We start from the raw sequence: 23,973 nt of genomic DNA, 5'->3' as shown, positions 1-23,973 counted from the left end.
CCCTAGCTAGCGAGACTGCGGGCCGCGATATAACCCAGCGTCATTGCCGGACCGACGTTGCAACCGTGCGCCGGTGCATTGCCGCGCCAGAGCGAATTGGCATCGAGACCTGCGGCGTAAAGCCCCGGAATGGCATTGCCGGAAGCGTCCAGAACGCGCGCTTCGCCATCAATGCGCAGGCCAACCGTGGTCGATCCGTCACCAGGATAGATCTTGACCGCATAGAAGGGCGCGGTTTCGATCGGACCTAGGCAGGCATTGGGGGTGTGGCGCGGGTCGCCAAGGTCGCGGTCGAGCGCGGAGGCACCCTTCTGGAATTCAGGGTCAACACCGGTCTTACCATAGGTGGTCATGGCCGATGCCGTCTTGACCAGCGCTGCGGCGTCGACGCCAATCTTGTTGGCGAGGTCGACAAGCGTTGCGCCTTCGATCAGGTAGGCTGCTGCTACCAGCTTCTTGATCCCACCGCCGCCAGGAAGCGAAAGGCCGAGGCCATACTTCTTGACGAAGGCGGAATCAGCCACCAGCCACGCCGGCACTGCCCCTGCCTTGTGCATATATTCGACGAACGTGTTCGACGCTTCGTTGCCGAAACGCTTGCCCGACTTGTCGACGGCTATGCAGCCGGGCTTGGCCATGTCAATCAGGTGGGCATAGATCGCCTTTGTGCCATCGGGCTTGGTCATGGTCGAGACGACCGACCACACCCCGTTAGCGACGTTCTCGCCATCAATGACCCCGCCCGCTTCGAGCCCCATGTTCATGCCATCACCGGTGTTGCAACCGGCCATGATCGAGATGTGCTGATCGGGGTAGGGCATATAGGCGCGGCGCAGCTGCTCGTTGGCCGAAAAGCCGCCGGTGGCGAGCACGATGCCCTTTTTCGCAGTCAGTTGTAGCGATTTGCCTTCGTGTTCGACGCGAACGCCCGTGATGCCCTCCGCCCCGCCGATCAGGCCGGTGACGCTGGTGTTGCGCCACAGCGTGACACCTGCATCATGCGCCGAGCGCAGCAGGCGTGCGGCAAGCGCATTACCCATGGTGATGCGCGAGCCGCGCTTGCGGCCCAACATCTTGTCGAGCACATACTGTCCGACGATCTTCATCATGTAGAACATCGACTTGGGCGATGATTTCATCGCATCCAGGTGCGGCAAGTCGGGCAGATCGACCATGAAGCCGACCGGTGCGTTGAATTCACTGCGCGGCAGGCGCAATTGATCAGCATAGCCGTTAAGCTTCTGCGTGCGATATTCGAGCGGACGCAGCAGGCGCCCGTCCTTGCTCGCGCCTTCAATCTCGGGATGCCAATCCGGCGAATGATCGGCGAGTGCGAAGACGACTTCGGTTTGATCTTCCAGAAAACGGACCATTTCCGGGCCGGCCTGCAAATAGGCATCGAGCGCGGCGGTGTTCAGCTTTTCGCCAACCAGCGCGCCAATGTACTTGCGCGCCGCGCCTGCCGGTTCGGGAATGCCGGCCGCAAGCTGGTGGTGGTTACCCGGAATCCAGATGCCGCCCCCCGAAATCGCGGTGGTGCCGCCAAATACTTCTGTCTTCTCGACGACCAGAACCTTGAGTCCCTTGCGCGCGGCGGTGACGGCGGCGGTGAGTCCCGCAGCGCCCGATCCGATGACAATGGCATCCCAATCGTTGCTCATACATTCCCTCCAGGCGAGGCCATTGGCAGGCCCACTCCATCGTCGCGCACGCTACCGGAGGTTTATCGACTATGACCTACCACAAGAAAGGCGGCGGGCATTGCTGGGTAATGTTGATCCGGTTTAGGGTGATTAAACATGGAGAGCTATGATGACCACCATCACCAGTGAAGACCGGATTGCGATTGCAGAGCTGTTCGCCCGCTATTGCCACTGTGTCGATCACGCTGATACGGTCGGATGGCTCGAACTTTTCACCCCTGACGGCACCTTTGAAGTGGCAGGCGTGATGCGGCTTGAAGGGCATGAGCAGGTCGCGGCGATGCCTGCCGTGGTGGCCCAGCAAGGCGGCGGCAAGTGGCGGCACCAGATTACCAATATCGTCGTCGATACCGCCGACGCGGCAGGTACCGCGCTGGTGAGCGCTTATGGACTGGTGACCGACTGGGGCGATATGGGCAAGCCGATGACGTTTTCCGATTATGCGATTACGTTGAACCGGGTGGAGGGCGCTTGGCGTATCCGCTCGCTCGTGGCTACCGCACCCTGACCTGCCTTGAAGGGCAGGGACTGGCAAAACCTGTCAGACGGTAGGGGGCGCAGGCACAGCCATCCGGCAGGCATAATGAAATCAATAAGGTAGATATGATGACCCAGAGCGAGCCCGGTGCACAGGCACTATTCGACAAGTTCGGAACCTATATTCTTCCGGGCCGTGTAAGCGATCCGCGCCGGGGGATCGAAGAGGCGATAGAGGCCGAGCGCATTGGTCTTGGTTGCGTGTGGATCTCAGAACGTTTCGCGCTCAAGGAACCCGCCGTGCTGGCGGGTGCGGTCAGCCAGGCTACGTCGAAGATCCGCATAACCGGCACGTTCTATGCTACGATGCGCCATCCGATCGTCACCGCGAGCACGGCAAACCTGATGCAGGCCATGTCGGGCGACCGGTTCCGCGTGATGTTTGCCCGCGCGGTGCCCGCGTACATGAAGATGATGGGCGCAGCGCCGATCACCATGGATCGTCTGGCAGACACCATCTCAATCATGAAAAGCCTGTGGGCCGGTGAGACGGTGAAATACGACGGCATCATGGGCAGTTTCCCCCATCTGAAGTTGACCGACAAATACGATGGCCCGCTGCCCCCAATCATCTTCACCGCCATCGGGCCCAAATCACTCGAATTTGCGGGCACACACTGTGACGGTGTGCTGCTGCACCCGTTCGTATCGCCTCAGGGCGTGCGCAACAGCGTGAAGATCGTGCGCGATGCCGCAGAAATGGCCGGGCGCGATCCGATGTCCGTCCGCATATATCACAATATCATCGTCGCGCCCGATCTGCCCAAGGAAGAGGAAGACGCTGTCGTGCGCGGGCGCGCCATCACCTATTTCGAACTGCCTGGCTTTGGCGATCTGATCGTGGAGATCAACGAATGGGACAAGTCGGTGCTGGACCAGATTCGCGCCCATCCCAAAATCGCCTGCCTCAACGGCAAGCCCGCTGATCAGGCCTACACCCGCCAGGAGCTGGTCGATGTCGGGCAGATCCTGCCGCAGCAATGGATCGACGAAGGCGCGGCCGTGGGTACGGCCGCGCAATGCGCCGACCAGTTGATGGCCTATCTTGACGCAGGCGCAGACGAAATCCTGCTCCATGGTGCTGGCCCGAAGGACATGGGGCCGCTGACCACCGAGCTGAAGCGTGCGCTGGCGGCCAAAGGTTTCTGACATTGCCCTTTCCCCCGGCAGGTCGCGGCGCAGCTTACCGGGGAAAGGTTTGGATGACGCACGGTCCCGTTAGCGGACCGGCGTCCGGGATAGGGAATGACCTGATGGCGCTGGCGCAAGAATCCGAAGCAGTTGCCCCCCTGGACCCCGACGCGCTGATTGTCGAAGCTCAGGCGCAGACTGGCTACACCGATTTCGGTCCCGACCTCAGCTTCATGACCGGCTTTCGCGAACTTGTGAAGGCGGTCGAGGCGATGGACCCGCCGCCGCAACTGCGCGCAACGGCAAGGGCCAACATCACCAAGATCCTGTCAATGCGCCTGCGCATGGCGGAAGATGACCGCAATCATCCCGAAATAGCCGCACAAGACGTGGGATCGCCGCTGATCGTCTGCGGATTGCCGCGTACCGGCACGACGATTACCTATGACCTTCTCTGCCTGGACCCGGCGGCGCGCGCGCCGACCGAATGGGAGTGGTACATTCCCTGGCCTCCGCCGGAAAAGGCAACGTTCCATGCCGACCCGCGCATCGCGCAGGTTCAGGCCATTTATGAGAACTGGCTGGCCCATGCGCCGCAGCTTGCCGATATTCAGCGGATGGATTGCACACAGCCGGGTGAGTGCAACCACGGCATGATGATGCATTTTGCCAGCACGAACTTTCCCGCCGAACTGGGCGTACCCGACTTTGCCAAGTGGCTTCTCGGCACAGTGGCTGAAGGGCAGTATGTCACGCACAAGCGCCTGCTCCAGCAGTTCCAGTGGAAGGGGCCGCAGGGGCGGTGGACGCTGAAATCGCCACAGCACCTCTTCGATCTGCCAGGACTGGTCGAGGCTTATCCCGGCGCCATGCTGGTGTGGACGCACCGTGATCCGGTGCTGACGTTCTCTTCACTGTCGAGCATGATCGCCGCGTTTCTGGCCGCCGTGGGCGCGGACAAGGATTTGAAGGCCGTGGGCCGTAGCGTGTTTGAAACGTGGAGCGAGGGGCTGGAACGCGGCCTCAAGGCGCGCGATGCGCGGCCAGACATTGCCGAACGCATCATCGATTTGGGGCATAGCGAAGTGGTCGCCGATCCGACGGGTTCGATCCGCCGCATCTACGACCGCTTCGGCCTGCCGTTCACGCCCGAGCATCAGGATCGCATCACGCAGTTCCTTGCACAGAGTTCAGCAGCGAAGCGGCTGGGCCGCCACAAGCACAGTGCCGCGCAGTTCGGCATCGATCCAGACGAGGTGCGCGAGCGTCTTGCCTCATACTACGCACGGTTCGGGCACCTGCTGGCGCCCCTTCCCACAAATACAGGGTGATTCCGATGAGCGTACTCGACCGTTTCCGGCTGGAGGGCCGCACTGCAATCCTGACCGGGGTCGGTCCCGGCGTTGGCGAACATGTGGCCAAGGCCTATGCCGAACTGGGTGCAAACGTGGTGATTTCGGCGCGCAGTCAGGACAGGCTTGACCGCATTGCCGGGGAAATAAATGCACTTGGTGGTGGTCGCGCTCGCGCTGTTGCTGTGGATGTAGCGCACAAGGCCGATCTGCAAAAGCTGGTCGATACCGCGCACGACGCCTTCGGGCCAATCCATATCGTGTTCAACAACGCCGCCGCAGGCGTGGTCTATGCCCATGATGGCGGCTTGTGGGCGAACACCGACGAAGTGTGGCAGACCGCGATGGACGTCAACGTCATGGCAACCTGGCGGCTTGTCGAAATGACCGAGGCCGATATGAAGGCGCACGGCAAGGGCAGCGTGATTTCGGTGCAGAGCTGTGGCGGCTTTACCCCCATTCCGCCTGCTGTGGCTTACGGAGTGAGCAAGGCCGCGCTCCTGTTTCTGGTGCGCGAACTGGCCAAGACGCAAGCGCCACATACACGCATCAACTGCCTCTGCGTGGGGTCGATGAGCCCCGACGGGCAGGAGGCGGACATCCATCGCGGGCTGGGTCTTGCCGAACGCAATGCGATCAAGCGCTTCGGCGCGGCGGACGAAGCGGTCGGTGCGGCAATACTGCTGGCAAGCGATGCATCCAGCTATACCACTGGAAGCACGATCTTTACCGAAGGCGGCCGGGTGGGGACGATATCATGAGCGCGAACCCGTTGTGGACGCGCGATCAGGAAGAGGCTGAAAAGCTGGCCCTGCGCCTGATCGAACGCCCGGATGTCCGCGCCGCGCGCGAGGTGGAGCGCATCGCGATGCGCGCCCACCCGTTGGCGGACAGGGTCGATGGCATTGCTGGTCTGGACCGCGCGCTGGACCAATGGGTGCTGGGCCTTGCCATGCGCGAGGCAAATGGCGATCCGGCCGATCCCAAAGTGGTGTGGAACATCAGCAATGCTCCGCGCAACTGGTTCGGTCATGTCTATCAGGGAGCGGCGGTGGCTATCGACAATCCCGACAACTTCAACCGTGAAATCCCGATAGACGGCGACGGTAATTACGAGATCACGATCCGCTTTTCAGACGATCCACCTCAGCTGAGCATCGTGCTGGAAGTTGAGCCGGATCACCACGCGGGGCTTGGCCGCAACCTTGGCGCGTTCACGTTGCAGGACTTGCGCGATCCGGCAGCGCCGACTGACCCGGTGGTGGTGACGGTGGGGCCGGGCGAGAGGGGCGGACATCATTTGCGGACCGCGCCGGGCAAGATGCATCAGGTTTACACGCGCGACAGCCAGCGCGACTGGAACCAGAGGCCCGCAGACGTCACCGTGCGCCGGATCGATCCGCCTTCCGATCATATCCCTCGCACCGAAGACGAGATCGCCGCCAAAGTCATCGCCGACTTGCCAGCGTGGGTGCACTTCTGGAGCCATTTCAAGGATGATTTCCTGGGCCTGCCCGAGCCGCACCGGCTGGTAGGCCCCAATGGACGCGATGGTGGCTGGGGCTATCTAGCGGGCGGGCGCTTTGCACTCGCTGACGGCAAAGCCCTGCTGGTGACCATCGATCCGGCAGGGAGCTATTATTCCGGCTTCCAGATTGCCGATCCCTGGACGATCTCGCCCGATCCTATGGTGCGTCTGGTCAGCCTCAACAGCTCACAAGTGGCCGCCAGCCCGGATGGTACGCAAAGCTACGTGCTGAGCGCAGTCGATCCGGGTCTAGCCAACTGGATCGATACGACAAACCTGGCCGACGGCTGGATGCTGGTTCGCTGGCAAGGCGTGCCGCCCTCCGCCGATCCTGCGACATTCATCCGCACGGTGCAGGAATTCGACCTTGCCGATGTGGATACAGTCGTACCCGCATCGGTGCCACGCATCGACATTGCCGGACGGCGAGCACAACTGATGAAACGTGCGCGTGACCACGGCACCCGCACCCGTGCCGCCGACTGGCGTCCCTGAATCTCACAACAAGGCCTTCGACCGATGCAACCCAGCGGCTCCGTTCTCGAACTTTGTCAGGTCGTCGCCGATCTGGAACTGGCGCTGGAACACTGGACCAAGACCATCGGCGCAGGGCCGTTTTTCGTGTTCGACGTCCCTGTACTCCCAGGGCAGATCTATCGTGGTGCACCCACCGAAGTATCGATGAAAGTGGCATTCGGGTTTTCGGGCGGATTGCTGATCGAACTGCTGCAACAGACCAACGACGGCGCTTCCGTGTTCAAGGAAATGCTGGAGACGGCAGGGCAGGGGTACCATCATGTGATGCTGCGCGGGCCTTATGATGACAACTTCGCGCGGCTTTCGGCGAGGGGTCATGCTGTGGCGTTCAGCGGGCAGATGCCTTCGGGCGAACGGTTTTGCCTGTTCGATACACAGGCCGCTGATGGCGCGTTTATCGAGCTGATGGAGCTATCCCCGGCGATGGAGGAATCGCTGGCGCGTATGCACCGCGCGCATCTGGCGTGGGACGGTGTGAGCGATCCCGTCCGCGGGCTCGACCGGCTGGCCCAATTTGCCTGAACGCTGCTCCCTGACGTTCGATAGGGGCTGTGCCTGACCACATGGCGCAATCCATGATCCGAAGGTCTGCAGGTGGCCTCCCGAGAGGATCGACGATGAAGGTTGCATGGATTGGTTTGGGGCAGATGGGCCTTCCGACAGCTAAAACGGTCGCAGCTGGCGGTCATGAGGTGCGTGCGTTCGATGTCAACGCTCCAGATGCCGCAGATGCACAGGGCCTGACACTCGTCGGCTCACCCCGCGAAGCTGCGAAAGATGCCGACCTCGTGTGCCTTGCCGTGTACTCCGACGATCAGGTCGCGGATGTGCTGAGCGGACCTGAGGGCGTGATCGACCTTCTCAAACCGGGTGCGATTGTGGCGGTATTTACAACTGGCGGCATCGAATCGATCCAAGGCATTGCCGCCAATGCGCCTGCAGGCATTGCCATCCTCGACACGTGCTTCAGCCGGAAGCAGTCGGAAATGGCTTCGGGCAAGCTGACCTTGCTGGTCGGAGGTGATGCTAACGCGATAGAGCGCGCGCGCCCGGTGTTCGATACATTCGCCCGCGCAATTTTCCATGTTGGTGGAAGTGGTGCCGGCCGGGCGATCAAACTGGTCAACAACATCCTGTTCGCAGGGCATCTGCAACTTGCATCGGATGCCATGAATCTGGCCGAAAGCCTTGGGCTCGACCGGGCGTCCACCGCGACTGCCTTGCTGGACTGTAGCGGGGCCAGCGATGTTCTGCCGTGGTTCGCGGGAGAACACTGGGCTGCGATGCTTGAAACCACGCGCCGCTACATGGTCAAGGACGTGGGCGCGGCGATCAATGCAGGCCAGTCCGCAGGCGCGGAAATCCCGGCCTTGACCGCAGCGACCGCGACCTATCTCGCCAAGTAAGCAGGAGAGAATGCCATGACCACCAGTGCCGAAACGCAGGATGCGATGGCGCTTGCAGATCGCAATCGCGCGATTGCGATCCGTCTGATGGAGGCGCTCGACAAGGCGGACGTGGACACCATCCGGTCGATCCTGTCTCCCGATGTCGACTGGTATGTATCGGGCGTCGGCACGCTGGATCTCGAAACGCTCATCACCCAGCTGCAGGGGATGTTGGGAATGGCCAAAGTGGCACAGACCGCGATTGTCGCCACGACGGCGGAGGGTGAGCGCGTCGCGGTGGAATCGCGCGGCAACTTCGAATTCGATGATGGCCGCATCTACCGCAACCACTACCACCATCTGTTTGTCGTGCGCGATGACCGTGTTGTCGGCGTGCGTGAATACCTCGATCTACGCGAAACCGAGCGTGTTTTCGGACCGATGGAAGCCGTCTCTTGAGCGCTAAGGCACCCCCAGCCACAGCACCGATGCAGGGTGGCGGTTTTTACAACCGCCATTCGTCCTTGCAGGCGGCAAATCTTGGTTCGGCACTACCGCTGCTGGTTGTGGCAGCAGGCGAGGTTGCGGTTGATGGCGCGGCCATTGGCATAGCGGACTACGGCGCGTCTCAAGGGCGCAATTCGATGGCACCGATGGCTGCCGCGATTGACGCCGTGCGCGCACGGACAGGACCGGACAAGCCGGTCGTAGTCAGCCATATCGATCTGCCGTCGAACGATTTCGCTTCGCTGTTCACGCTGCTGGATGAAGATCCCATCAGCTATCTTTTGGGCAGACCTGAAGTCTATCCGGTCGCAATTGGCCGTTCGCATTATGGCCGGGTTCTGCCTCGTGGCAGTGTCGATCTGGGATGGAGTTCAAACGCGCTGCACTGGATGAGCCGCAATCCTTGCACGGTACCCGATCATGGCTGGGGCGTTTTCAGCGCTGATCCCGCCGTGCGCGATGCGGTCGATGCACAGCTTGATGAAGACTGGACCAACTTCCTTGTCGCCCGATCACACGAATTGCGGCGCGGCGGAAAGTTGATCTGCCAGTTCATGGGACGGGGCAAGGACAGCCACGGTTTTGAATGGATGGCGGGCGCGTTCTGGCAAAGCTGGGTCGATGTCGCCAACTCCGGCCTTGTGACGCATGCCGAGCTGGCACGGATCAGCGCGCCTTCAGCTGGGCGCTCCGTCGCTCAGATCGAAGCGCCTTTCCGCGATGGCCGGGTTAGCGGACTGAAGCTGGTTGATGTCGCCACGATGCCAACGCCCGACCCTTTCTTCGAGCTGTACCAGCAAAGCGGCGATGCCGTGCAACTCGGGCAGACATGGGCGAACATGATGCGCGCGGCCAATGGTCCCAGCTTTGCCGCATCGCTCGACGCCGGGCGTGATCACGCGCAGGTGCTCGACGCTGTGACTGCACGCCTTGCCGCCCGCATCGCCGCCGATCCGCAACAGAACCGCTCCTACAACGTGATCGTGGTGGTCGAAGCTGCCGACTGACTCTATCGCGCGGGGCGTTCCAACAACTTGAATAAATTGGGAAACCGCAAGATGGGATTTGGCTTTCCGGAACCTTTGATTCCTGATCACGTTCCCGATCGCATGGCTGATTTCATGGATTGGGAGATGAACCTCCTCCATAACCACGACCTGTCGAAGATTGCCGAAGCCACGCGCAAGGTCGTTGCTTATCTCTCCTTCCGAAATCAAGGACCGCCGCGCCAATCCGCGCAATGATCTGATCAGTTTTGATGTCTCAGGACAGATTGATGGCGGTCCGCTGACGCATGACGAACTGATCGGCTTCATGTTCAATCTGTTCATCGGCGGATTGGACACCGTATCAACCAACATGGGCCTGCAGTTCTGGCATCTGGCAACGCATCCGCAAGATCAGGATGCGTTGCGTGCCGACCCGACCGCGATACCGCATGCAATCGATGAGCTGATGCGGTTACGGGGCGGTCACCACCTTTCGCACCTGCAAGAAAGAAACAACGATCCGTGGCGTGACGATCAAACCCGGCGATAAGGTAGCGATGTCCACCACGCTGGCAGGGCGCGATCCTGCGGAGCTTGACAATCCCGGCGAGGTCGATTTCACCCGCCGCCCGCGACATGTCGGTTTCGGTTTCGGGATCCACACCTGCGTGGGCATGCATCTTGCACGGCGCGAACTGCGGATCGCGATGGAACAGTTCCTTGCGCGGATTCCTCCCTTCGCATTGCAGCCCGGCCATACGGTGACCTGCCACATGGGGATGATCCAGCCGGTCGCCCTGCCGCTGGTTTGGGCGCCTGCAAGCTGAATTGGGGCAGGAGCGGCACTGTCCTGAAGGGTACCCCTGCGCCTGCCATACGATAGGTTGCAATCACGCCGCCATGTCTGACACAGTGCGCGAGCAGGAGCATAAGCAGAACCATGGATTTTTCGCTTTCTGAAGAACAGCAGGCATTCAAGGACGTTGTACACCGCTGGGTAGAAGCCGAGTGTCCGAAGGACTGGATGCGCAAGCTTGAAGCCGACGAAGAAAACTACCCCTATGCCTTGTGGGACAAGCTGAAGGAGCAAGGCTTCTTCGGGATTGGTATTCCCGAGGAGTGGGGCGGCCTTGGTGGCGACGTCGTCATGCAGATGATCTTCGCTCGCGAGTTTGCGCGCACCGCTGGTGGATTGCTGTGGACTTGGGGGCTGACGTCATTCGGCGGGGCAAAGACGATCACGGCAGTTGGCAGCGAAGAGCAGAAGCAGCGTTGGCTGCCAGCGATGGCATCGGGCGATTTGCGCGTTTCGCTTTCGATGACCGAGCCTGATGGCGGGACCGACGTACTCGGTGCGATGAAGACGCATGCTGAGAAAGTCGACGGCGGCTGGAAGCTCGACGGCGCAAAGATGTGGACGACCGCGGCCAAGGCCGCAGATCGGCTGCTGGTGCTCGCCCGCACCGATGCCAATGTGGAAAAGAAGCACCACGGCCTCACAATGTTCTTCGTCGATGCCAAATCGCCCGGTATCACCTCGTCGCTGTTGCCGAAACTGGGCATGCGCGCGATGGGATCGTGCGAAGTGCATTACGAAGACGTGTTCGTGCCCGATGAGGATGTGCTGGGCACGCCGGGGCAGGCATGGTACGCGATGCTGCCGACGCTCAACAACGAGCGTATCATGGTTGGCGCGCAATGCCTTGGTGCGATCGACGGTGTTCTTGAGGACGCAGTCGCCTACATGAAGCAGCGCACTGCATTCGGCGGGATCATCGGACGATTCCAGATCCTGCAACACTACGTTGCCGACATTGCGACCTGGCAGAAGACGACCGAACTCCTGCTGTATTATGTTGCGCAGCTGCAGTCCGAGGGCAAGCCATGCGGCATCGAAGCCAACATGCTTAAGATGGTTGCGACGGAGAATGCGGTCAAGGCCGCCGATCTTGGTATCCAGATCATGGGCGGCATGGGCTATTCCGCTGAAACCGACATGCAGCGCTACTGGCGCGATCACCGCATCCTGCGCATGACGCCAATCTCGAACGAGATGGTCCGCAACTCCATTGCCGAAAGCTTCGGCCTGCCGAGGTCGTACTGATGAGCGAAGAAGCAGAACTTCCGCCCGCACCCGAAGTTGCCGGCACGTCGCTCGACGGGACGAAGGTCTTCACCGTTTCGGCCGAGGAAAATGAGCGGCTTTGCCGTTCGGTGGGGGTATCGCCCGCCACCGATGGCACCGCACACCCGATTTGGTACTATGTCGCCACGCAAGTCGCGATGGGCAAGACCGTGGCGGGCGTTTGCGAAACCTGCGAATTCGATGTCGAGGACGGCCCGATGATGGGTTCGTCCGGCGTGCGCTTTGCTGCGCCCATCGTGGTCGGTCAGCCCTATAAGGTCAGTGGCGAGATCCTCAGCCTTGTTCGGAAGAAGAGCCGCAAGCTGGGTGTGATGGACGTACTGACTTACCGTCTGCGGCTGCACCCGGCCGATGGTGGCGATGCCATTCTGGAAACCGACAACGTCTGGGTGCTTCCGCGAAAGGAACTCGCATGAGCTACGCCATCGGCGACGCCATCGCCCCGTTCACGATCCCCTGCGTGAGCGCTGAAGCGATGAAGGATTGGGCCGTGTTCCTGGCCGATCCAAACCCGATCCACCTGGACGTGGAAGTGGTCAAGGCCAAGGGCCTGGGCGACCGCGTGATCAACCAAGGGCCCATCAACGTGGCCTACATGATGAACATGTTGATGGCAGCTTTTCCAGGCGGCACGATCGAGGCGATGGATTCGCGTTTCCTCGATAATGTCTATGGTGGCGACAAGGCTGTTGCCAGCGGCAGGATCACGGCAGTTGATGGCAATCGCATTGAATGCGAATTCAGTTTGGATATCGAAGGCCGTGGAACCGTGAATGCCGGAACCGCGACTATTCGGCTCAACGCTTAACAGGAGACAAGACAATGCCGAGCGGACCTTTTGCCCACGTTTGCATGGTCGTGCGCGATCTTGACAAGGCCATCGTGGACTGGACCAAGATTTTGCGTGTGCTTGACCCAGCGCAGCTCGACCAGCGTATCGTCAAGTATGACGAATTTTCGAGCGGTGACGACGCCGGCATGAAGTGGGCGACGTTCGTCAACGATCACGGCACCGAGATCCAGTTCATCCAGCCTGCGCCCGGCACCCCGATGGGTCGCCGTCTCGACAAGGTGGGTGAGCATGTCCACCACTTGTGCTTCGCCACCGACGACGTCCCGGGCGCCATGGAGAAGCTGCGTGCCGAAGGTCTGGACCTTCCGGGCGAGGGCGCAACCTATAACGATCCGGACATGACCTGGCAGAAGTGGAGCTGGGTCGGTGCCAAGAGCACGCATGGCTGCCTGATTGAGGTTGCCAGCCCCTATGAAAGCCGCAATGACGGCAAGTGGCACCATGCCCCCAACAAGTTTGCTTACAAGGGGCCGGGAGAGCATCCGATTTTTGCCGAGATCGCACCGCCGCTTGCAACGGCCGCCGAATAATGCCGCGAACTTTGCCATGAATGCACCGGCGCGGGCCGTAGTCGAACTTCCCGGCGATGGCCTTACCCTCCGGGCGGATGCTTATGGCTCTCCGGAAGGTCCGCCGGTGGTGTTTTTCCATGGCGGTGGGCAAAGCCGTCGGGCGTGGCGCGGCGCGGCGAGCAACATCGCCGCAGCCGGCTATCGCACCTATACGGTGGACCTTCGCGGACACGGTGCCAGCGACTGGGCAGCCGACGGGGACTACCTGCTTGATGCTTTCGGCCGTGATGTCGCGGCTTTGATCGATACGTTCGACAGACCGGTGGTTCTGGTCGGCGCATCGCGCGGGGGGCAATCTGCACTGGTCGGCGCATCGCGCCGTCCGGGCAGAGTCGCGCTGGTAATGCTTGCCGACGTAGCGCCGCTTCTGCGCGACGAAGGCGTGGACGACTTCCGCGATTTCTTCGCCGCCAGCGCTGCTGGCTTTGCGACGGTCGATGCCGCGGCCGATACTCTGGCAGAGCATCTTGGACTTCAGCGCAAGAGCGACGTGTCTGGTCTTGAAAAGACCATGCGCCGGGGCCTCGATGGACGGCTCTACTGGCAATGGGATCCACTGACAGTGTCGCCCGAGTTTCTCAACCCGCCGTCCGAAAGCCTTGCGCTGGAGCATGCTGCTGCGAGGATCACCGACCCGGTTGTGCTGGTCCGCGCCGAACATTCCACCATCGTCACGGATGAAGGGGAGGCGCTGTTCCGCAAACTGACACCGCAGTTGGAGGTGGTCCTTGCCAAGGGAGTAGGTCATATGATCACGGGCGACCGCAACGACGTCTTCGCGGAGACACTGCTCGATTACCTCGCACTTTACAGTCCGCTGCCATGAGCGGGCTCGGAGTATCTCGCACGGCGTTGGTCGTTGGCGGTACGGGAGGTCTTGGCGCTGCAATCTGCCGCGCGCTTCCTGATGAATGGGGCCGCGTGGCGGTAGGCTACCGTTCCGGTCGCAGTGCAGCGGAAGACATCGCCGCTGATCTTGGTGGCCACAGCGTTTCCATACACTGTGACCTTAATGTTGCAGCAAGCGTTACAGCTGCCATCGATGCCGCGAATACGACTGATATGCCGTTGGGCGCTATCGTGTTTGCGGGCGGCGTGGCGATCGAGCAGCCGTTTGTTAGCACTATATCAGAGGCGCAGTGGCGGCAGGTGATAGAGGTGGAACTGCTCGGGTTTACCCGCTTGGTTTCAGCAGCAATTCCGGTACTGCGCGCCAATGGGGGGGGCTCTATTACGGCAATCTCGTCAGTTGCGAACTACACTTATCCACCAGGGGATGCACTATCTTCCGTTCCCAAGGCTGCTATTGAATCCCTGTGTCGCGCGGTGGCCAAGGAAGAGGGCAGGGCGGGCATCCGCGCCAATGCAGTTGCACCGGGAATCATTGATGCCGGTCTGGGGGCGCAGTTTCTCGTGGATCTTTACTCGCCCGAAGTCTGGAATGCGCAGCGCCAGCGCATCGCGCTGCGCCGCTTCGGTTCGGCGCAAGAAATTGCCGAGGCAGCCGTGTTCCTCGCGTCGGACCGTGCACGCTACATTACCGGGCAGACGCTGATAGTCGACGGCGGTTTTAGCCTATAATACTCAGGCGGCCATCTCAGCCACTGCACCGCGAACGTAACGCGCTTCGAATTTGGTCAGGAATGCGCGGTCGCCCCTCGGCTCACGGCGCTTGGCTGTATCATAGAACGGCGAGCATATCTTCAGGAAATTGCTGATGAAATGGCGGCCCATGAGCTTGCGGGCAGCCTTGTCGCGCGCGTGCGACTGCTTCACTTCGTCAGGCGACATGGTGGCGCGATCATGGTCGAGCAACTTCTTCGATACCATTAACTGGAACCGACCGAGGTGCACAATCGTATTGAAATAACCGTAAAGGCGGTAAAAGTAGGAAACACCGGGTTCAATCCGCTCAACTCGTGGTAAACATCCGAGCAGACAGAGCGGTGTTCCAATTCCTCTGCCAGATGCCAGCGCCACATGTTAGTCGGCTCGGGGTCTGCATTCTCCAGCAGTTCGTTTTAGTCCTCGAAGTAGAGCACGCAGGCAGTAGCGCTGAGCCATTCGAAGCCTTCGCTGTATGGCAGGTTTTGTGGCGAAGAACCGGGCGAAGGTCGCTTCAAACGTAAGCGCTGTGCTCAGGCCACGGCGGTCCAGGGCATGAGTTCGCCGACGGCGTTCGCTGGATGACCGCATGCTAGCTTTGTGAGGGTGTCGGTCAGCCAGGCATGCGGGTTGATGCCCGAGATCTTGCAGTTCTCGATGAGCGTGGCGATCACCGCCCAGTTGTCGCCACCCTCGTCGGAGCCTTTGAACAGGGCGTTCTTGCGATTGAGGGCCAACGGCCGGATCGACCGCTCGACGGTGTTGGAATCCAGCTCGACGCGGCCGTCGTCGAGGAACAGCGACAGCCCGGCCCAGCGAGTGAGCGCGTAGCGGATGGCATCGGCTAGCTTGCTCTTGGCGCTGACCTGACGGAGCCGCGCCTCAAGGTAGACGTGCAGGTCATCGATGATGACCCGGGCCTGTTCGGCGCGCACGGCACGGCGCTGTTCTGCCGAGGTGCCGCGAACCTGGTCCTCGATCGCGTAGAGCATGGCAATCCGACGCAGCACCTCGGTGGCGACCGGGGAGCTGTCTGCCAGCTCGTAGAATTTACGCCGCACGTGCGACCAGCAGAAGGCCAGGCTCACCTGCTGCCGGCGTCTGGCTAGGGCGGCATAGCCGCCAAAGCCATCGACCTGCAGGATGCCGGCGAAGTCACCAAGATGAGCCTCGGCCCGTTCGCCCTTGCGATCGGCGGCATAGACATAGGCCACCATCGGCGGATCTTTGCCGCCCCATGGTCGATCGTCGCGGGCATAGGCCCAGAGCTGGCCCGTCTTCGTTCGCCCGCGCCCGGGATCGAGCACCGGCGCAGTGGTCTCGTCGGCGAACAGGCGCCCGGATCGTCGCAATCGCGCGAGGATGTGATCGCGCAAGGGACGCAGGTACCAGGCTGCCCGACCAACCCAGTCCGCCAGTGTAGACCTGTCGAGCTGGATGCCTTGCCGCGCGTAAATCTGGGCTTGGCGGTAGAGCGGCAAGTGATCCGCGTACTTGGCAACCAGGACCTGCGCGATCAGCGCCTCGGTGGGGATCCCGCCCTCGACGATCCGCGCCGGGGCCGGTGCCTGGAGGATCGCGCCCTCGCACGAACGGCAGCCGTAGCGCGGGCGGCGCGTGACCAGCACGCGGAAGGTGGTGGGCACGACGTCGAGACGCTCGGCAACGTCCTCACCGATCTGGTGGAGCGCGCTGCCGCAGCAGGGGCAAGCCTTGTCCTCGACATCGACGACCTGCTCGATCCGTTCGAGATGGGCTGGCAGCGAGCCGCGGTTGGCCTTGCGGGGCCGCTCACCGCCGGCCTGCGTGACCACCGCCTCGCTGGCGGCGCGGGCCTTGCCAAGCGCCGTCTCGATATCTTCCAGGCAGAGCTCGAGTTGGCCGGGATCTAGCTGCTCGGACTTGCGGCCGAACCGGTGCCGCATGAACGCATCAATTATCGACTGAAGCCGCTCAATCTCTGCGTCGGCCTCGCCCTTGGCGACCATCACATCGGCCAGCTTGCGGGACTGCTCGAGGGCGAACGCACGGAGCGCTTCGACGTCTTCTGGCAGGTCCGCTTCCATGAGCATGGAAGCAGTGAATCAGCAGGCGGAACCCCCATCAACCGGCAATCTGCGGGGCAATCGGGCGGCGTCCGCCATGCACCCGGCGCCAGTCCAGACCTTCGAGTAAGGCGCCCAATTGCGCCGCCGTCAACCGCATCACACCGTCCTGGATGCCCGGCCACTTGAACCCGCCGGACTCAAGCTTCTTGGCCATCAGGCACAGCCCGGTGCCATCCCACCAGACGAGCTTGATCCGGTCGCTGCGCTTGGCCCGGAACACGTAAATGACGCCGGAATAGGGATCGCCGCCGTACTCGGTGCCGACCAGCGCCGCCAATGCGTCTGGCCCTTTGCGAAAATCGACAGGGCGTGTGGCAACCATGACCTTTGCACCTGCGCCGGGTCCAATCATCGGGTGGCTCGGAGCGCTTCGATCACCGCAGCAATCACCACGGCATCGGCGCCGCGGCTGATCTTCACCGCCACGCCGTCGATCTCCAGTTCCACTGCACTCGCCTTCAAGCGCCGCCCTTTCTTCGGCCGCTGGATCGGAGGCGCAGGCTCGGCTGCCGAACCAGTATCGACCACGGCGGGAACGAATGCCGGCACGACTGCGCCCTGGCTCTCCATCTGCTTGCGGAGCTGTCGGCGCCAGGTGAACAGTTGCGATGGGCTCATGCCATGGCGCCGCGCGACCGAGCAGACGATCTCCTGCCCGGAGAAGCTCTCGGCCACAATCGACGCCTTCACATGCGGCGGCCAATCCCGCCGCCGCCCCACGCCCGTGAACACCTCGAAGCGCGTTACCCGGCTAGTGCCAGCATCATCACATGGCATCGTCATAGCACCAGCGCCTCCACCCAATCAGGGCGCGGAGACTCGGCGCTCGGCTTCAGGCTCGCAAGGTGGGGTCAGGGCGACGCTTACCTTCAAACTCGGCTTCGATTGGCTTAAGCAATTCATAGCCGAGATCGTGCATCCGCCTGTTGAACGCCATATGCTGACGCCAGCGCTGCATTTCCTGCTTGATGAAGATATCCAGATCGCGATGCAGGCCTGCTTTGGCCGGGTCGATCTTCTTCTTGCCTGTATCATCACCTTCAGAAGATAGGCTAGATATAGGCAGGATCAGCGATGCGGCGTTGGCGCGCTGGGCAAATTCAACATTGGGCGCCCAATGAGCGCGCAGGTTCGAAAAATCGAACTGCGGGAACCGGGCCCTCATCCTGCATCCTTGCCTTGCTGATCTTCTTGTGCACTGCTTTCCCCGGCATAGGCCGCGTGGTCAACAATGCACATAGACCGTGCATGGAATTCAATCGCACTTGATGGTGCGTTACGAAATCCGCTCGCACGGCATAAAGTCTGAACTCCTGCGGAAATGATGACGCTCGAAAGGGACTGCGCCGGATGATGTGGGCTTCGTCCAATGCCGATAGGTGCTTCTATAGTATGCATGATCAAGGGAATATTTTTCCAGTTAAGGCCCAACTATGAACCTGAAAGGCTGCAACTTCGTCCGACCCTGTCTTGAGATATGTTTGCACTGACCGACAATTGGGCAAGGTCCGCTAGCTATCGCAGACTGGGAGACGGCCAATGAAACAGGGAGCATTGAAGTTAGGCGTGTTCGCCGGGCCGCTAATGGGGACACTGTTCTTCATCGCGATGTGGCCTCTGATGCATATTTTCCCGCCTTACAGCCCGATGCTGACTGCAGATGCTGTGGCACAGCACGTGGCCGAAAACCGTACCGGATTCTTGGTCGGCGGAATCCTGTTGATGACCGCAGCGTCAATCGTCTGGCCGTTCATCACCGTGATCCTCCTGTTCCTCAGGAAAATCGAGGGCGAATTGGCAATGTGGACCATTGTGACGGGGCTAGTTTTCACATTTGGGCAGTTCACAGTTTTCTTATGCGGATTGGCGTTTACGATGGCTGCATTCCGACCTGACGCGTCAGTCGAAGCCGTTCGCATGTGGGCGGATCTTGGGATGTTTCTGCTGGTCATCCCGGCAATTCCCGGCACCACGCAGTATCTGGCGACCGGAGCCGTCATTCTTCAGGACAAGCGTGCGCGCCCGATCCTGCCTCGCTGGTACGGATACCTTAACATCTGGGTCGGAATTCTCAGCGCTCCTGGCGCAGTCGTCGGCCTGTTCAAGGTCGGGCCGTTCGCCTGGAACGGGATCGCGGCGTTTTGGATTCCCGCAGTCGTCTTCGGTGTGTGGATAACCGCCACCCAGTTCACCCTGCTTGCAGCGATCAAGCGGAACGCCATCATGGACACGCAATGACGACCAAGACAGAACTTGCCCCCGGCACGAAGCGGGGCCATGTGCCAGGAGAGCCGGGGCTCTGGGTGCTGGTCTTCGGCGATCTCGCTGTATTCGGCATTCTTTTCATAACGTATGCCTACAGCGTTGTAACCGAAGCCGAGACCATGGGCATGGCTCAGGAAAAGTTAGGGCGTGGACTGGGGTTACTCAACACCATTCTTCTGTTGAGCAGTTCCTGTGCAATCGCCCACGCTGTGCATGCGGCAAGAAACTGTTCGCACATGTGCAGGCGGCTGATCATCGCCGCCCTCGCGCTTGGCGTTGCATTCGTTGGCGTGAAGATTGTTGAATGGAGCGGCCACATCGCCGCAGGCGACACGCTCAACAGCAGCAGCTTCTTCACGTTCTACTTCATGTACACCGGCATTCACCTGCTGCATGTCCTGATCGGACTGGGTGTGCTTACATGGCTGGCAATGCAATGCGATTCCAGCGGCGCGTGGACAGGCTCCTTTGCCGTTCTCGAAGGCAGCGCTGTGTTCTGGCATCTGGTGGACTTGCTGTGGGTGATGCTGTTTGCCCTGCTTTATCTCCTGAGACACGGAGGTACCGCATGACCTGGTTTTCGAAGCGGATATCTTTCGTTTGGTTGCTCTTGGTCGGAGTTACCGTGCTGTCGTTCGAAACCTCTGTCTTCGGTTCAGAGGTTGCGGGCGCCATCGTGGTCTCGATCGCATTGTTGAAGGCCTTCATCGTCGGTTGGGAATTCATGGAACTCGGGCGGGCGCCTTTGGTCATGCGATCCCTTTTTGTTGCCTGGGTTCTTATCGTTAGCTTGGCGATCATCTTCCTGCTTTTCAGTCCACCTGATGCATAAAAGGTGGCTCTGCCTTGATCGAAGGTTGAGCGGGCGCCACGGTCATAGCAGACACTGACGCCATCACTCCGTTGGGCTCGGCCAACGATCTGGCTGCTACGTGTTCCTATCTATCGGTAGGCGCGCAGAGGGCACCATAAAGCAAGCTCTATGAAACATGCCAATTCGCACGGGTAAGTCTTTGCTTCGAATAGAAGCGTGTCGCGGCGCGTTGACAGTTTATGAGAGGGGGGGATTCAGGAGGCGGTAATGACTGCTAAGAAGACGCCGAGCTTGGAGCGTGTCGCAGCGTCCGCCGGGGATGAATTTTCACATCGTCGCTTTGAAGATGTTTGAGTATATGAAATAGCGCAGCTTGCCCACTGTTCCACGTCGACCATTTACGAGGTTTTTGGCGGCAAGGTGTTGATTCCAATGAGAGGTGAGCCGGGAGCGGCCGTAATTTCCACTGAGATTTGGCTCTCACTCACTTTTGCCGGTGGCGTGATAGAGTTTGGTCCTTCAATCGAGGGGATCAGCTAAGCATGGTCGATTTCAGCGCGCGGACCTTGCGCCGGAGGGTTTTGCGGTCGTATCGGTTCATACCGTTGGAGAGCATCTCCAGATATTACTGCGCGCGCGACGCGCGATGACGTTTTGCCCGGACTGTGCGCGACCCTGTCGGCGCGTACAAAGCCGGTGTTTGCGTCGTCCCTCGGACCTTCCCACTGGCTGCAGGCGCGTCTCGCTTGTGATCGAGGTAGCCATCCGGCGAAGGCCGCGGCGTAGTGTGATCAGGCAGCGATGGCGGTGCGCTGAGCCTGCCAATTCCATGGCAGAAGTTCGTCGAGCCGATTGGCGGGATGGTCGGCGATACGAGCAAGGATATCGGCCAACCAGGCCTGCGGATCGACATCGTTGAGCCGCGCGGTTTGGATGAGCGTGTAGAGGATGGCCGCTCGTTGGCCGCCGCGATCGGACCCGCAGAACAGCCAAGCCTTTCGGCCAAGAGGAACGCAGCGCAGAGCCCGTTCTGCGGCGTTGTTGGTGATGCAGATCCGACCATCGTCGAGGAACCGCGTGAACGCATCCCAGCGGCGCAGCATGTAGTTTATGGCCTTGGCGAGATCATGATTACGGGACAGCTTGGCGAACTGGTTGGTCAGCCAGACGTGAAGCTCGGCGATGAGTGGCGCGCTCAGTTCCTGGCGAACAGCGAGCCGCTCGGCCGCACTCTTGCCACCCAAGTCGCGTTCGATGTCGAACAGCGCATCGAGCCGCTGCACGGCCTCCAGCGCGATCGGATAGATCATGCCTGCACGCTCATTGCGGCTCTTCCTGCGTGCCACGGCCGCGACATCGGCCAGCTCGAAGAACTTGCGCCTCGCGTGGGCGAAGCAGCCAGCTTCGAGCACGGGGCCGGGCTGGCGGCCTGCAGCGTAGAGCTCGCCATAACCGCCATAGGCGTCGGCCTGCAGGATCCCTGACCATGATGCGAGGTGTGTTCGTGGATGCTCGCCACGCCTGTCGCGTGAGTAGTGGAACAGCGCTGCTGGCGGATCGGCGCCGGCGAAGGGGCGATCATCGCGCACGTAGACCCACAACCTTGCAGTGTCAGTCTTGCCCTTGGCCAGGACCGGCACGGTCGTATCGTCGCCGTGCAGACGCTCGGCAGCCAGCGCATGCGCTTCGATCAACCGGTAAAGCGGCATCAGCGCAAAGGCGGCGGCCCCGACCTGATCGGCCAGCGTCGAGGTGCTGAGCGGTACGCCCTCGCGGGCAAACCGTTCCGCCTGGCGGTTGAGGGGCTGGTGCTGCCCGTACTTCTCGAACAGCAGCATTGCGAGGAAGCTGGGGCCAGCCCATCCGCGCGGCACGACGTGGAACGGTGCCGGGGGTTGAGTGATCTTCTCGCAGTCTCGGCACGAGAACTTCTCGCGCACTGTCTGGATGACCTTCCATGCCCGCGGGATCACCTCGAGCGTCTCGGTTACATCCTCGCCCAGCTTGGACAGGCGGCTGCTACCGCAGGCCGGGCACGAGCATGGCGCCGGGATGACGACACGTTCGCGGGGCAGATGATCGGGGAATGGCTTGCGTGCCGGCTTCCTGCGCTCGAACGCGGTGACACTCGTCGCCTTCGTCGCAGCCGCTTCGGCCGCCAGGTCGTCTTCGGCAGCGTCGGCTTCGAGGTCTTCGAGCTGCAGCTCCATCTGCTCGAGCAGGCGGCGGGTGCGCTCGGCGCTGGCGCCAAACTGCTCGCGCCGGAGCTTGGCGATCTGCAGCTTGAGGTGGGCGATGACCGCTTCGGTGGCACTCTCGCGGGCATGGGCGTTGGCAAGCTTCGCCTCCGCTTCGTCCGCCCGCCGGGTCGCTGCCGAAAGCAGCGCCTTGAGCGCTTCAACGTCGTCTGGAAGGGGCGAAACGGCGGCTTCCATGGACTGAGTGAATCAGCATCCGCCCCTTGCCGCAAGGCCAAAATGGCCAATGAAACCGATTATCCCGCGCTGGCCGGCCGCCAGGAATACTGCGGGTTGCGCCAGTCGATCCCCTCCAGCAGGCAAGCCAGCTGAGAGCTCGTCAGAGACACCATCCCGTCCTTCGCCGAGGGCCATACAAACCGGCCCTTCTCGAGCCGCTTGGCGTAAAGCGACATGCCGATCCCGTCGTGCCAGATTATCTTGACCAGTGATCCGACACGCCCTCGAAAGACGAACAGATCACCGCCGTGGGGATCGCGCTTCAATCCCTGCTGCACCATCAGAGCAAGGCCCTGCATCCCCTTCCTCATATCGGTGTGCCCCATCGCGATCCACACCCGCGCGCCAGTTGGGATCACCGCAGCGCCTTCAGCGCCGCAGTCACCTGTTCCGGTGATGCTGCGGCAAAAATGCTCACCTGCTTGCCGCGCCCCAGATCAACGACAATGGCCGGAGCCATATGGGAGTGACGCTCCCCGTCGCCTTCGAGCATCACGGCCTCGGCAAATCCCGGCCCGTTCGTCGAACTACACTCTGCGTCTGCGTGAACCTCGCGCAACTTGCCGCGCCACGTGTAGATCAGCGAGGTCGAGATATCATGGCGCCGGCACACATCGGCTACACATGCACCAGGCGAAAACGCTTCCGCCAAAATCTGGAGCCGCTCTTCATCGCTCCACCGTCGACGCCGCTCCGGCCCCGAAAACACAGTGATCTGACCCATCCACCGCTCCTAAGCGCACTCACAAGAGCACGCTTAAGACCGCTCACACGCCCACCCGGCAAGTAAGCGCCGACGGAAGACGGCGTTGACGCGGGGCGTCAGGCCGCAGCGCAGCACCGTTTGTACTTCTTGCCCGAGCCACAGGGGCATTGCTCGTTGCGACCTGTTTTGGCGGTCTGCATGGCGCGGAGCGCGAGTTTCTTATCCTCGCGCATGAGCGCGAGCTTGCGCATTCCGACTAGCGCGCGGGGTATGAGTGCGGCGTGCTCGTCGCGGATTGCGTTGGCGTCGTCGCGTTCATCGAACGGCTCGCCGATGTCCATGAAGCCGGTGAACAGGGCAACGAATGTGGCGGTTCGTTCGTCCTCGGCGATGGCTGACCAGTAATCCGGCGCCAGCTTCATGGCGCTCCAGAAGCCCCTGACCCAAGTCCTGACCTTGCCGTGGTCTGGCTTCTGACCCGGCTCGCAGAAGGCGGGGGAGAAGCCTGGCCAACCTTTGGCGAAGCTTGCCTCGATAGCCTTGCGATGGGCCAGGACCGTAACAAGGCCCTGCTCGATCCGGGCAGGATCGACCGCAGACCGTTCTCGCCACAGACCCATGACCCACTGCGCGGTTTCCAGGTGCGGCGTGACCAGCACGCCGGTGAGGTAGCCGTCCATTTCGAGCGGCGGCAGGAGGCCGGGGTCGCGGACCAGCGGCAGTGGGATGGCGGGGTGCGGTGTTGCGGTAGTCAT

32 protein-coding genes are annotated in these 23,973 nt (G+C 61.4%); 21 read left to right on the top strand and 11 right to left on the bottom strand.

Annotation, left to right across the window (positions count from 1 at the left end):
* Positions 1 to 2: 2 nt before the first annotated feature.
* On the bottom strand, positions 3 to 1,661 hold the full coding sequence (locus tag AX703_RS11075) for an FAD-dependent oxidoreductase (protein WP_062344049.1): 1,659 nt from the start codon (positions 1,659 to 1,661) through the stop codon (positions 3 to 5).
* Between the two features lie 151 nt (positions 1,662 to 1,812).
* Here AX703_RS11075 and AX703_RS11070 point away from each other — a divergent pair, with 151 nt between their 5' ends.
* The 18 genes from AX703_RS11070 to AX703_RS10995 all read left to right on the top strand — a co-directional run bounded on the left by AX703_RS11070 (position 1,813) and on the right by AX703_RS10995 (position 14,824).
* Positions 1,813 to 2,211, top strand: a complete 399-nt coding sequence (locus tag AX703_RS11070) for a nuclear transport factor 2 family protein (RefSeq protein ID WP_197423680.1) — start codon at positions 1,813 to 1,815, stop codon at positions 2,209 to 2,211.
* A gap of 98 nt (positions 2,212 to 2,309) precedes the next feature.
* A complete protein-coding gene (locus AX703_RS11065; protein ID WP_062344157.1) occupies positions 2,310 to 3,389 on the top strand; it encodes a TIGR03857 family LLM class F420-dependent oxidoreductase in 1,080 nt (359 codons plus the stop codon).
* A gap of 104 nt (positions 3,390 to 3,493) precedes the next feature.
* Positions 3,494 to 4,702 (top strand): sulfotransferase, encoded by a 1,209-nt coding sequence (locus tag AX703_RS11060; RefSeq protein ID WP_062344045.1) that lies wholly within the window; start codon positions 3,494 to 3,496, stop codon positions 4,700 to 4,702.
* Between the two features lie 5 nt (positions 4,703 to 4,707).
* Complete coding sequence (locus tag AX703_RS11055; protein ID WP_062344044.1) at positions 4,708 to 5,484, top strand: SDR family NAD(P)-dependent oxidoreductase; 777 nt, start codon at positions 4,708 to 4,710, stop codon at positions 5,482 to 5,484.
* On the top strand, positions 5,481 to 6,746 hold the full coding sequence (locus AX703_RS11050) for a hypothetical protein (RefSeq protein ID WP_062344042.1): 1,266 nt from the start codon (positions 5,481 to 5,483) through the stop codon (positions 6,744 to 6,746). The genes AX703_RS11055 and AX703_RS11050 overlap by 4 nt, the downstream gene beginning before the upstream one ends.
* A gap of 24 nt (positions 6,747 to 6,770) precedes the next feature.
* Complete coding sequence (locus AX703_RS11045; protein ID WP_062344040.1) at positions 6,771 to 7,310, top strand: VOC family protein; 540 nt, start codon at positions 6,771 to 6,773, stop codon at positions 7,308 to 7,310.
* 95 nt (positions 7,311 to 7,405) lie between these two features.
* A complete protein-coding gene (locus tag AX703_RS11040; protein ID WP_062344038.1) occupies positions 7,406 to 8,194 on the top strand; it encodes an NAD(P)-dependent oxidoreductase in 789 nt (262 codons plus the stop codon).
* A 15-nt stretch (positions 8,195 to 8,209) separates the two neighbouring features.
* Positions 8,210 to 8,635 (top strand): nuclear transport factor 2 family protein, encoded by a 426-nt coding sequence (locus tag AX703_RS11035; RefSeq protein ID WP_062344036.1) that lies wholly within the window; start codon positions 8,210 to 8,212, stop codon positions 8,633 to 8,635.
* Positions 8,632 to 9,690 carry a class I SAM-dependent methyltransferase gene (locus AX703_RS11030; RefSeq protein ID WP_231735494.1) on the top strand — a complete coding sequence of 353 codons (1,059 nt, stop codon included), beginning with the start codon at positions 8,632 to 8,634 and terminating at the stop codon, positions 9,688 to 9,690. Before AX703_RS11035 ends, AX703_RS11030 begins: the two co-directional genes overlap by 4 nt.
* Positions 9,691 to 9,741: 51 nt before the next feature.
* Entirely contained in the window at positions 9,742 to 9,927 is a 186-nt protein-coding gene (locus AX703_RS28320) for a cytochrome P450 (protein WP_231735502.1), read from the top strand.
* Positions 9,875 to 10,222: a cytochrome P450 gene (locus AX703_RS28655; protein WP_255355049.1), complete on the top strand. Its 348-nt coding sequence runs from the start codon at positions 9,875 to 9,877 to the stop codon at positions 10,220 to 10,222. The genes AX703_RS28320 and AX703_RS28655 overlap by 53 nt, the downstream gene beginning before the upstream one ends.
* On the top strand, positions 10,200 to 10,499 hold the full coding sequence (locus AX703_RS28650) for a cytochrome P450 (RefSeq protein WP_255355048.1): 300 nt from the start codon (positions 10,200 to 10,202) through the stop codon (positions 10,497 to 10,499). The genes AX703_RS28655 and AX703_RS28650 overlap by 23 nt, the downstream gene beginning before the upstream one ends.
* Before the next feature lie 113 nt (positions 10,500 to 10,612).
* On the top strand, positions 10,613 to 11,776 hold the full coding sequence (locus tag AX703_RS11020) for an acyl-CoA dehydrogenase family protein (protein WP_062344032.1): 1,164 nt from the start codon (positions 10,613 to 10,615) through the stop codon (positions 11,774 to 11,776).
* Complete coding sequence (locus tag AX703_RS11015; protein ID WP_062344030.1) at positions 11,776 to 12,234, top strand: hypothetical protein; 459 nt, start codon at positions 11,776 to 11,778, stop codon at positions 12,232 to 12,234. The genes AX703_RS11020 and AX703_RS11015 overlap by 1 nt, the downstream gene beginning before the upstream one ends.
* Positions 12,231 to 12,626 (top strand): MaoC/PaaZ C-terminal domain-containing protein, encoded by a 396-nt coding sequence (locus AX703_RS11010; protein ID WP_062344029.1) that lies wholly within the window; start codon positions 12,231 to 12,233, stop codon positions 12,624 to 12,626. The genes AX703_RS11015 and AX703_RS11010 overlap by 4 nt, the downstream gene beginning before the upstream one ends.
* A 14-nt stretch (positions 12,627 to 12,640) precedes the next feature.
* Positions 12,641 to 13,201, top strand: coding sequence for a VOC family protein (locus AX703_RS11005; protein ID WP_231735493.1), 561 nt, complete (start codon positions 12,641 to 12,643; stop codon positions 13,199 to 13,201).
* A gap of 16 nt (positions 13,202 to 13,217) precedes the next feature.
* The gene (locus AX703_RS11000) at positions 13,218 to 14,069 is read left to right on the top strand and encodes an alpha/beta fold hydrolase (protein ID WP_062344026.1); all 852 of its coding nucleotides are present in this window, start codon (positions 13,218 to 13,220) and stop codon (positions 14,067 to 14,069) included.
* Positions 14,066 to 14,824, top strand: coding sequence for an SDR family NAD(P)-dependent oxidoreductase (locus tag AX703_RS10995; RefSeq protein WP_062344024.1), 759 nt, complete (start codon positions 14,066 to 14,068; stop codon positions 14,822 to 14,824). Before AX703_RS11000 ends, AX703_RS10995 begins: the two co-directional genes overlap by 4 nt.
* A 3-nt stretch (positions 14,825 to 14,827) precedes the next feature.
* Here the strand turns inward: AX703_RS10995 and AX703_RS10990 are convergent, their stop codons facing one another.
* From AX703_RS10990 to AX703_RS10970, 6 genes are all read right to left on the bottom strand, one after another.
* On the bottom strand, positions 14,828 to 15,073 hold the full coding sequence (locus AX703_RS10990; protein ID WP_062344022.1) for a hypothetical protein: 246 nt from the start codon (positions 15,071 to 15,073) through the stop codon (positions 14,828 to 14,830).
* On the bottom strand, positions 15,073 to 15,255 hold the full coding sequence (locus tag AX703_RS28880) for a metal-dependent hydrolase (protein ID WP_369821012.1): 183 nt from the start codon (positions 15,253 to 15,255) through the stop codon (positions 15,073 to 15,075). Before AX703_RS28880 ends, AX703_RS10990 begins: the two co-directional genes overlap by 1 nt.
* 126 nt (positions 15,256 to 15,381) lie before the next feature.
* Entirely contained in the window at positions 15,382 to 16,920 is a 1,539-nt protein-coding gene (locus AX703_RS10985) for an IS66 family transposase (RefSeq protein WP_062344020.1), read from the bottom strand.
* 31 nt (positions 16,921 to 16,951) lie between these two features.
* Positions 16,952 to 17,278 carry an IS66 family insertion sequence element accessory protein TnpB gene (gene tnpB / locus AX703_RS10980; RefSeq protein WP_197423679.1) on the bottom strand — a complete coding sequence of 109 codons (327 nt, stop codon included), beginning with the start codon at positions 17,276 to 17,278 and terminating at the stop codon, positions 16,952 to 16,954.
* Positions 17,279 to 17,304: 26 nt separating this feature from the next.
* On the bottom strand, positions 17,305 to 17,739 hold the full coding sequence (locus AX703_RS10975) for a transposase (RefSeq protein ID WP_062344017.1): 435 nt from the start codon (positions 17,737 to 17,739) through the stop codon (positions 17,305 to 17,307).
* A 49-nt stretch (positions 17,740 to 17,788) separates the two neighbouring features.
* Positions 17,789 to 18,121 carry a metal-dependent hydrolase gene (locus AX703_RS10970; protein ID WP_062344015.1) on the bottom strand — a complete coding sequence of 111 codons (333 nt, stop codon included), beginning with the start codon at positions 18,119 to 18,121 and terminating at the stop codon, positions 17,789 to 17,791.
* A gap of 374 nt (positions 18,122 to 18,495) precedes the next feature.
* On the opposite strand from AX703_RS10970, the gene AX703_RS10965 reads away from it, so the two are divergent.
* Genes AX703_RS10965 through AX703_RS27905 form a run of 3 tightly spaced genes read left to right on the top strand, consistent with a single transcriptional unit; the run spans position 18,496 to position 20,053 of the window.
* Positions 18,496 to 19,194, top strand: a complete 699-nt coding sequence (locus AX703_RS10965) for a hypothetical protein (protein ID WP_062344013.1) — start codon at positions 18,496 to 18,498, stop codon at positions 19,192 to 19,194.
* The gene (locus AX703_RS10960) at positions 19,191 to 19,793 is read left to right on the top strand and encodes a cytochrome c oxidase subunit 3 (RefSeq protein WP_062344012.1); all 603 of its coding nucleotides are present in this window, start codon (positions 19,191 to 19,193) and stop codon (positions 19,791 to 19,793) included. The genes AX703_RS10965 and AX703_RS10960 overlap by 4 nt, the downstream gene beginning before the upstream one ends.
* The gene (locus AX703_RS27905) at positions 19,790 to 20,053 is read left to right on the top strand and encodes a cytochrome C oxidase subunit IV family protein (protein ID WP_062344009.1); all 264 of its coding nucleotides are present in this window, start codon (positions 19,790 to 19,792) and stop codon (positions 20,051 to 20,053) included. Before AX703_RS10960 ends, AX703_RS27905 begins: the two co-directional genes overlap by 4 nt.
* A gap of 773 nt (positions 20,054 to 20,826) precedes the next feature.
* On the opposite strand, the gene AX703_RS10950 is transcribed toward AX703_RS27905, so the two are convergent.
* The 4 genes from AX703_RS10950 to AX703_RS10935 all read right to left on the bottom strand — a co-directional run.
* On the bottom strand, positions 20,827 to 22,470 hold the full coding sequence (locus AX703_RS10950; protein ID WP_062344007.1) for an IS66 family transposase: 1,644 nt from the start codon (positions 22,468 to 22,470) through the stop codon (positions 20,827 to 20,829).
* A 59-nt stretch (positions 22,471 to 22,529) separates the two neighbouring features.
* Positions 22,530 to 22,871 carry an IS66 family insertion sequence element accessory protein TnpB gene (gene tnpB, locus AX703_RS10945; protein WP_062344005.1) on the bottom strand — a complete coding sequence of 114 codons (342 nt, stop codon included), beginning with the start codon at positions 22,869 to 22,871 and terminating at the stop codon, positions 22,530 to 22,532.
* Positions 22,868 to 23,236 (bottom strand): transposase, encoded by a 369-nt coding sequence (locus tag AX703_RS10940; protein ID WP_062344003.1) that lies wholly within the window; start codon positions 23,234 to 23,236, stop codon positions 22,868 to 22,870. Before AX703_RS10940 ends, tnpB (AX703_RS10945) begins: the two co-directional genes overlap by 4 nt.
* A gap of 98 nt (positions 23,237 to 23,334) precedes the next feature.
* Positions 23,335 to 23,973: UPF0149 family protein (locus AX703_RS10935; protein WP_062344000.1), on the bottom strand; the 639-nt coding region annotated here is incomplete at its 5' end.

Origin of the sequence: Novosphingobium sp. CCH12-A3 (assembly GCF_001556015.1) — a bacterium.
Classification (GTDB): domain Bacteria; phylum Pseudomonadota; class Alphaproteobacteria; order Sphingomonadales; family Sphingomonadaceae; genus Novosphingobium; species Novosphingobium subterraneum.
Note: the sequence above shows the minus strand (reverse complement) of the source record. Positions and strands in the feature narration are given on the sequence as shown.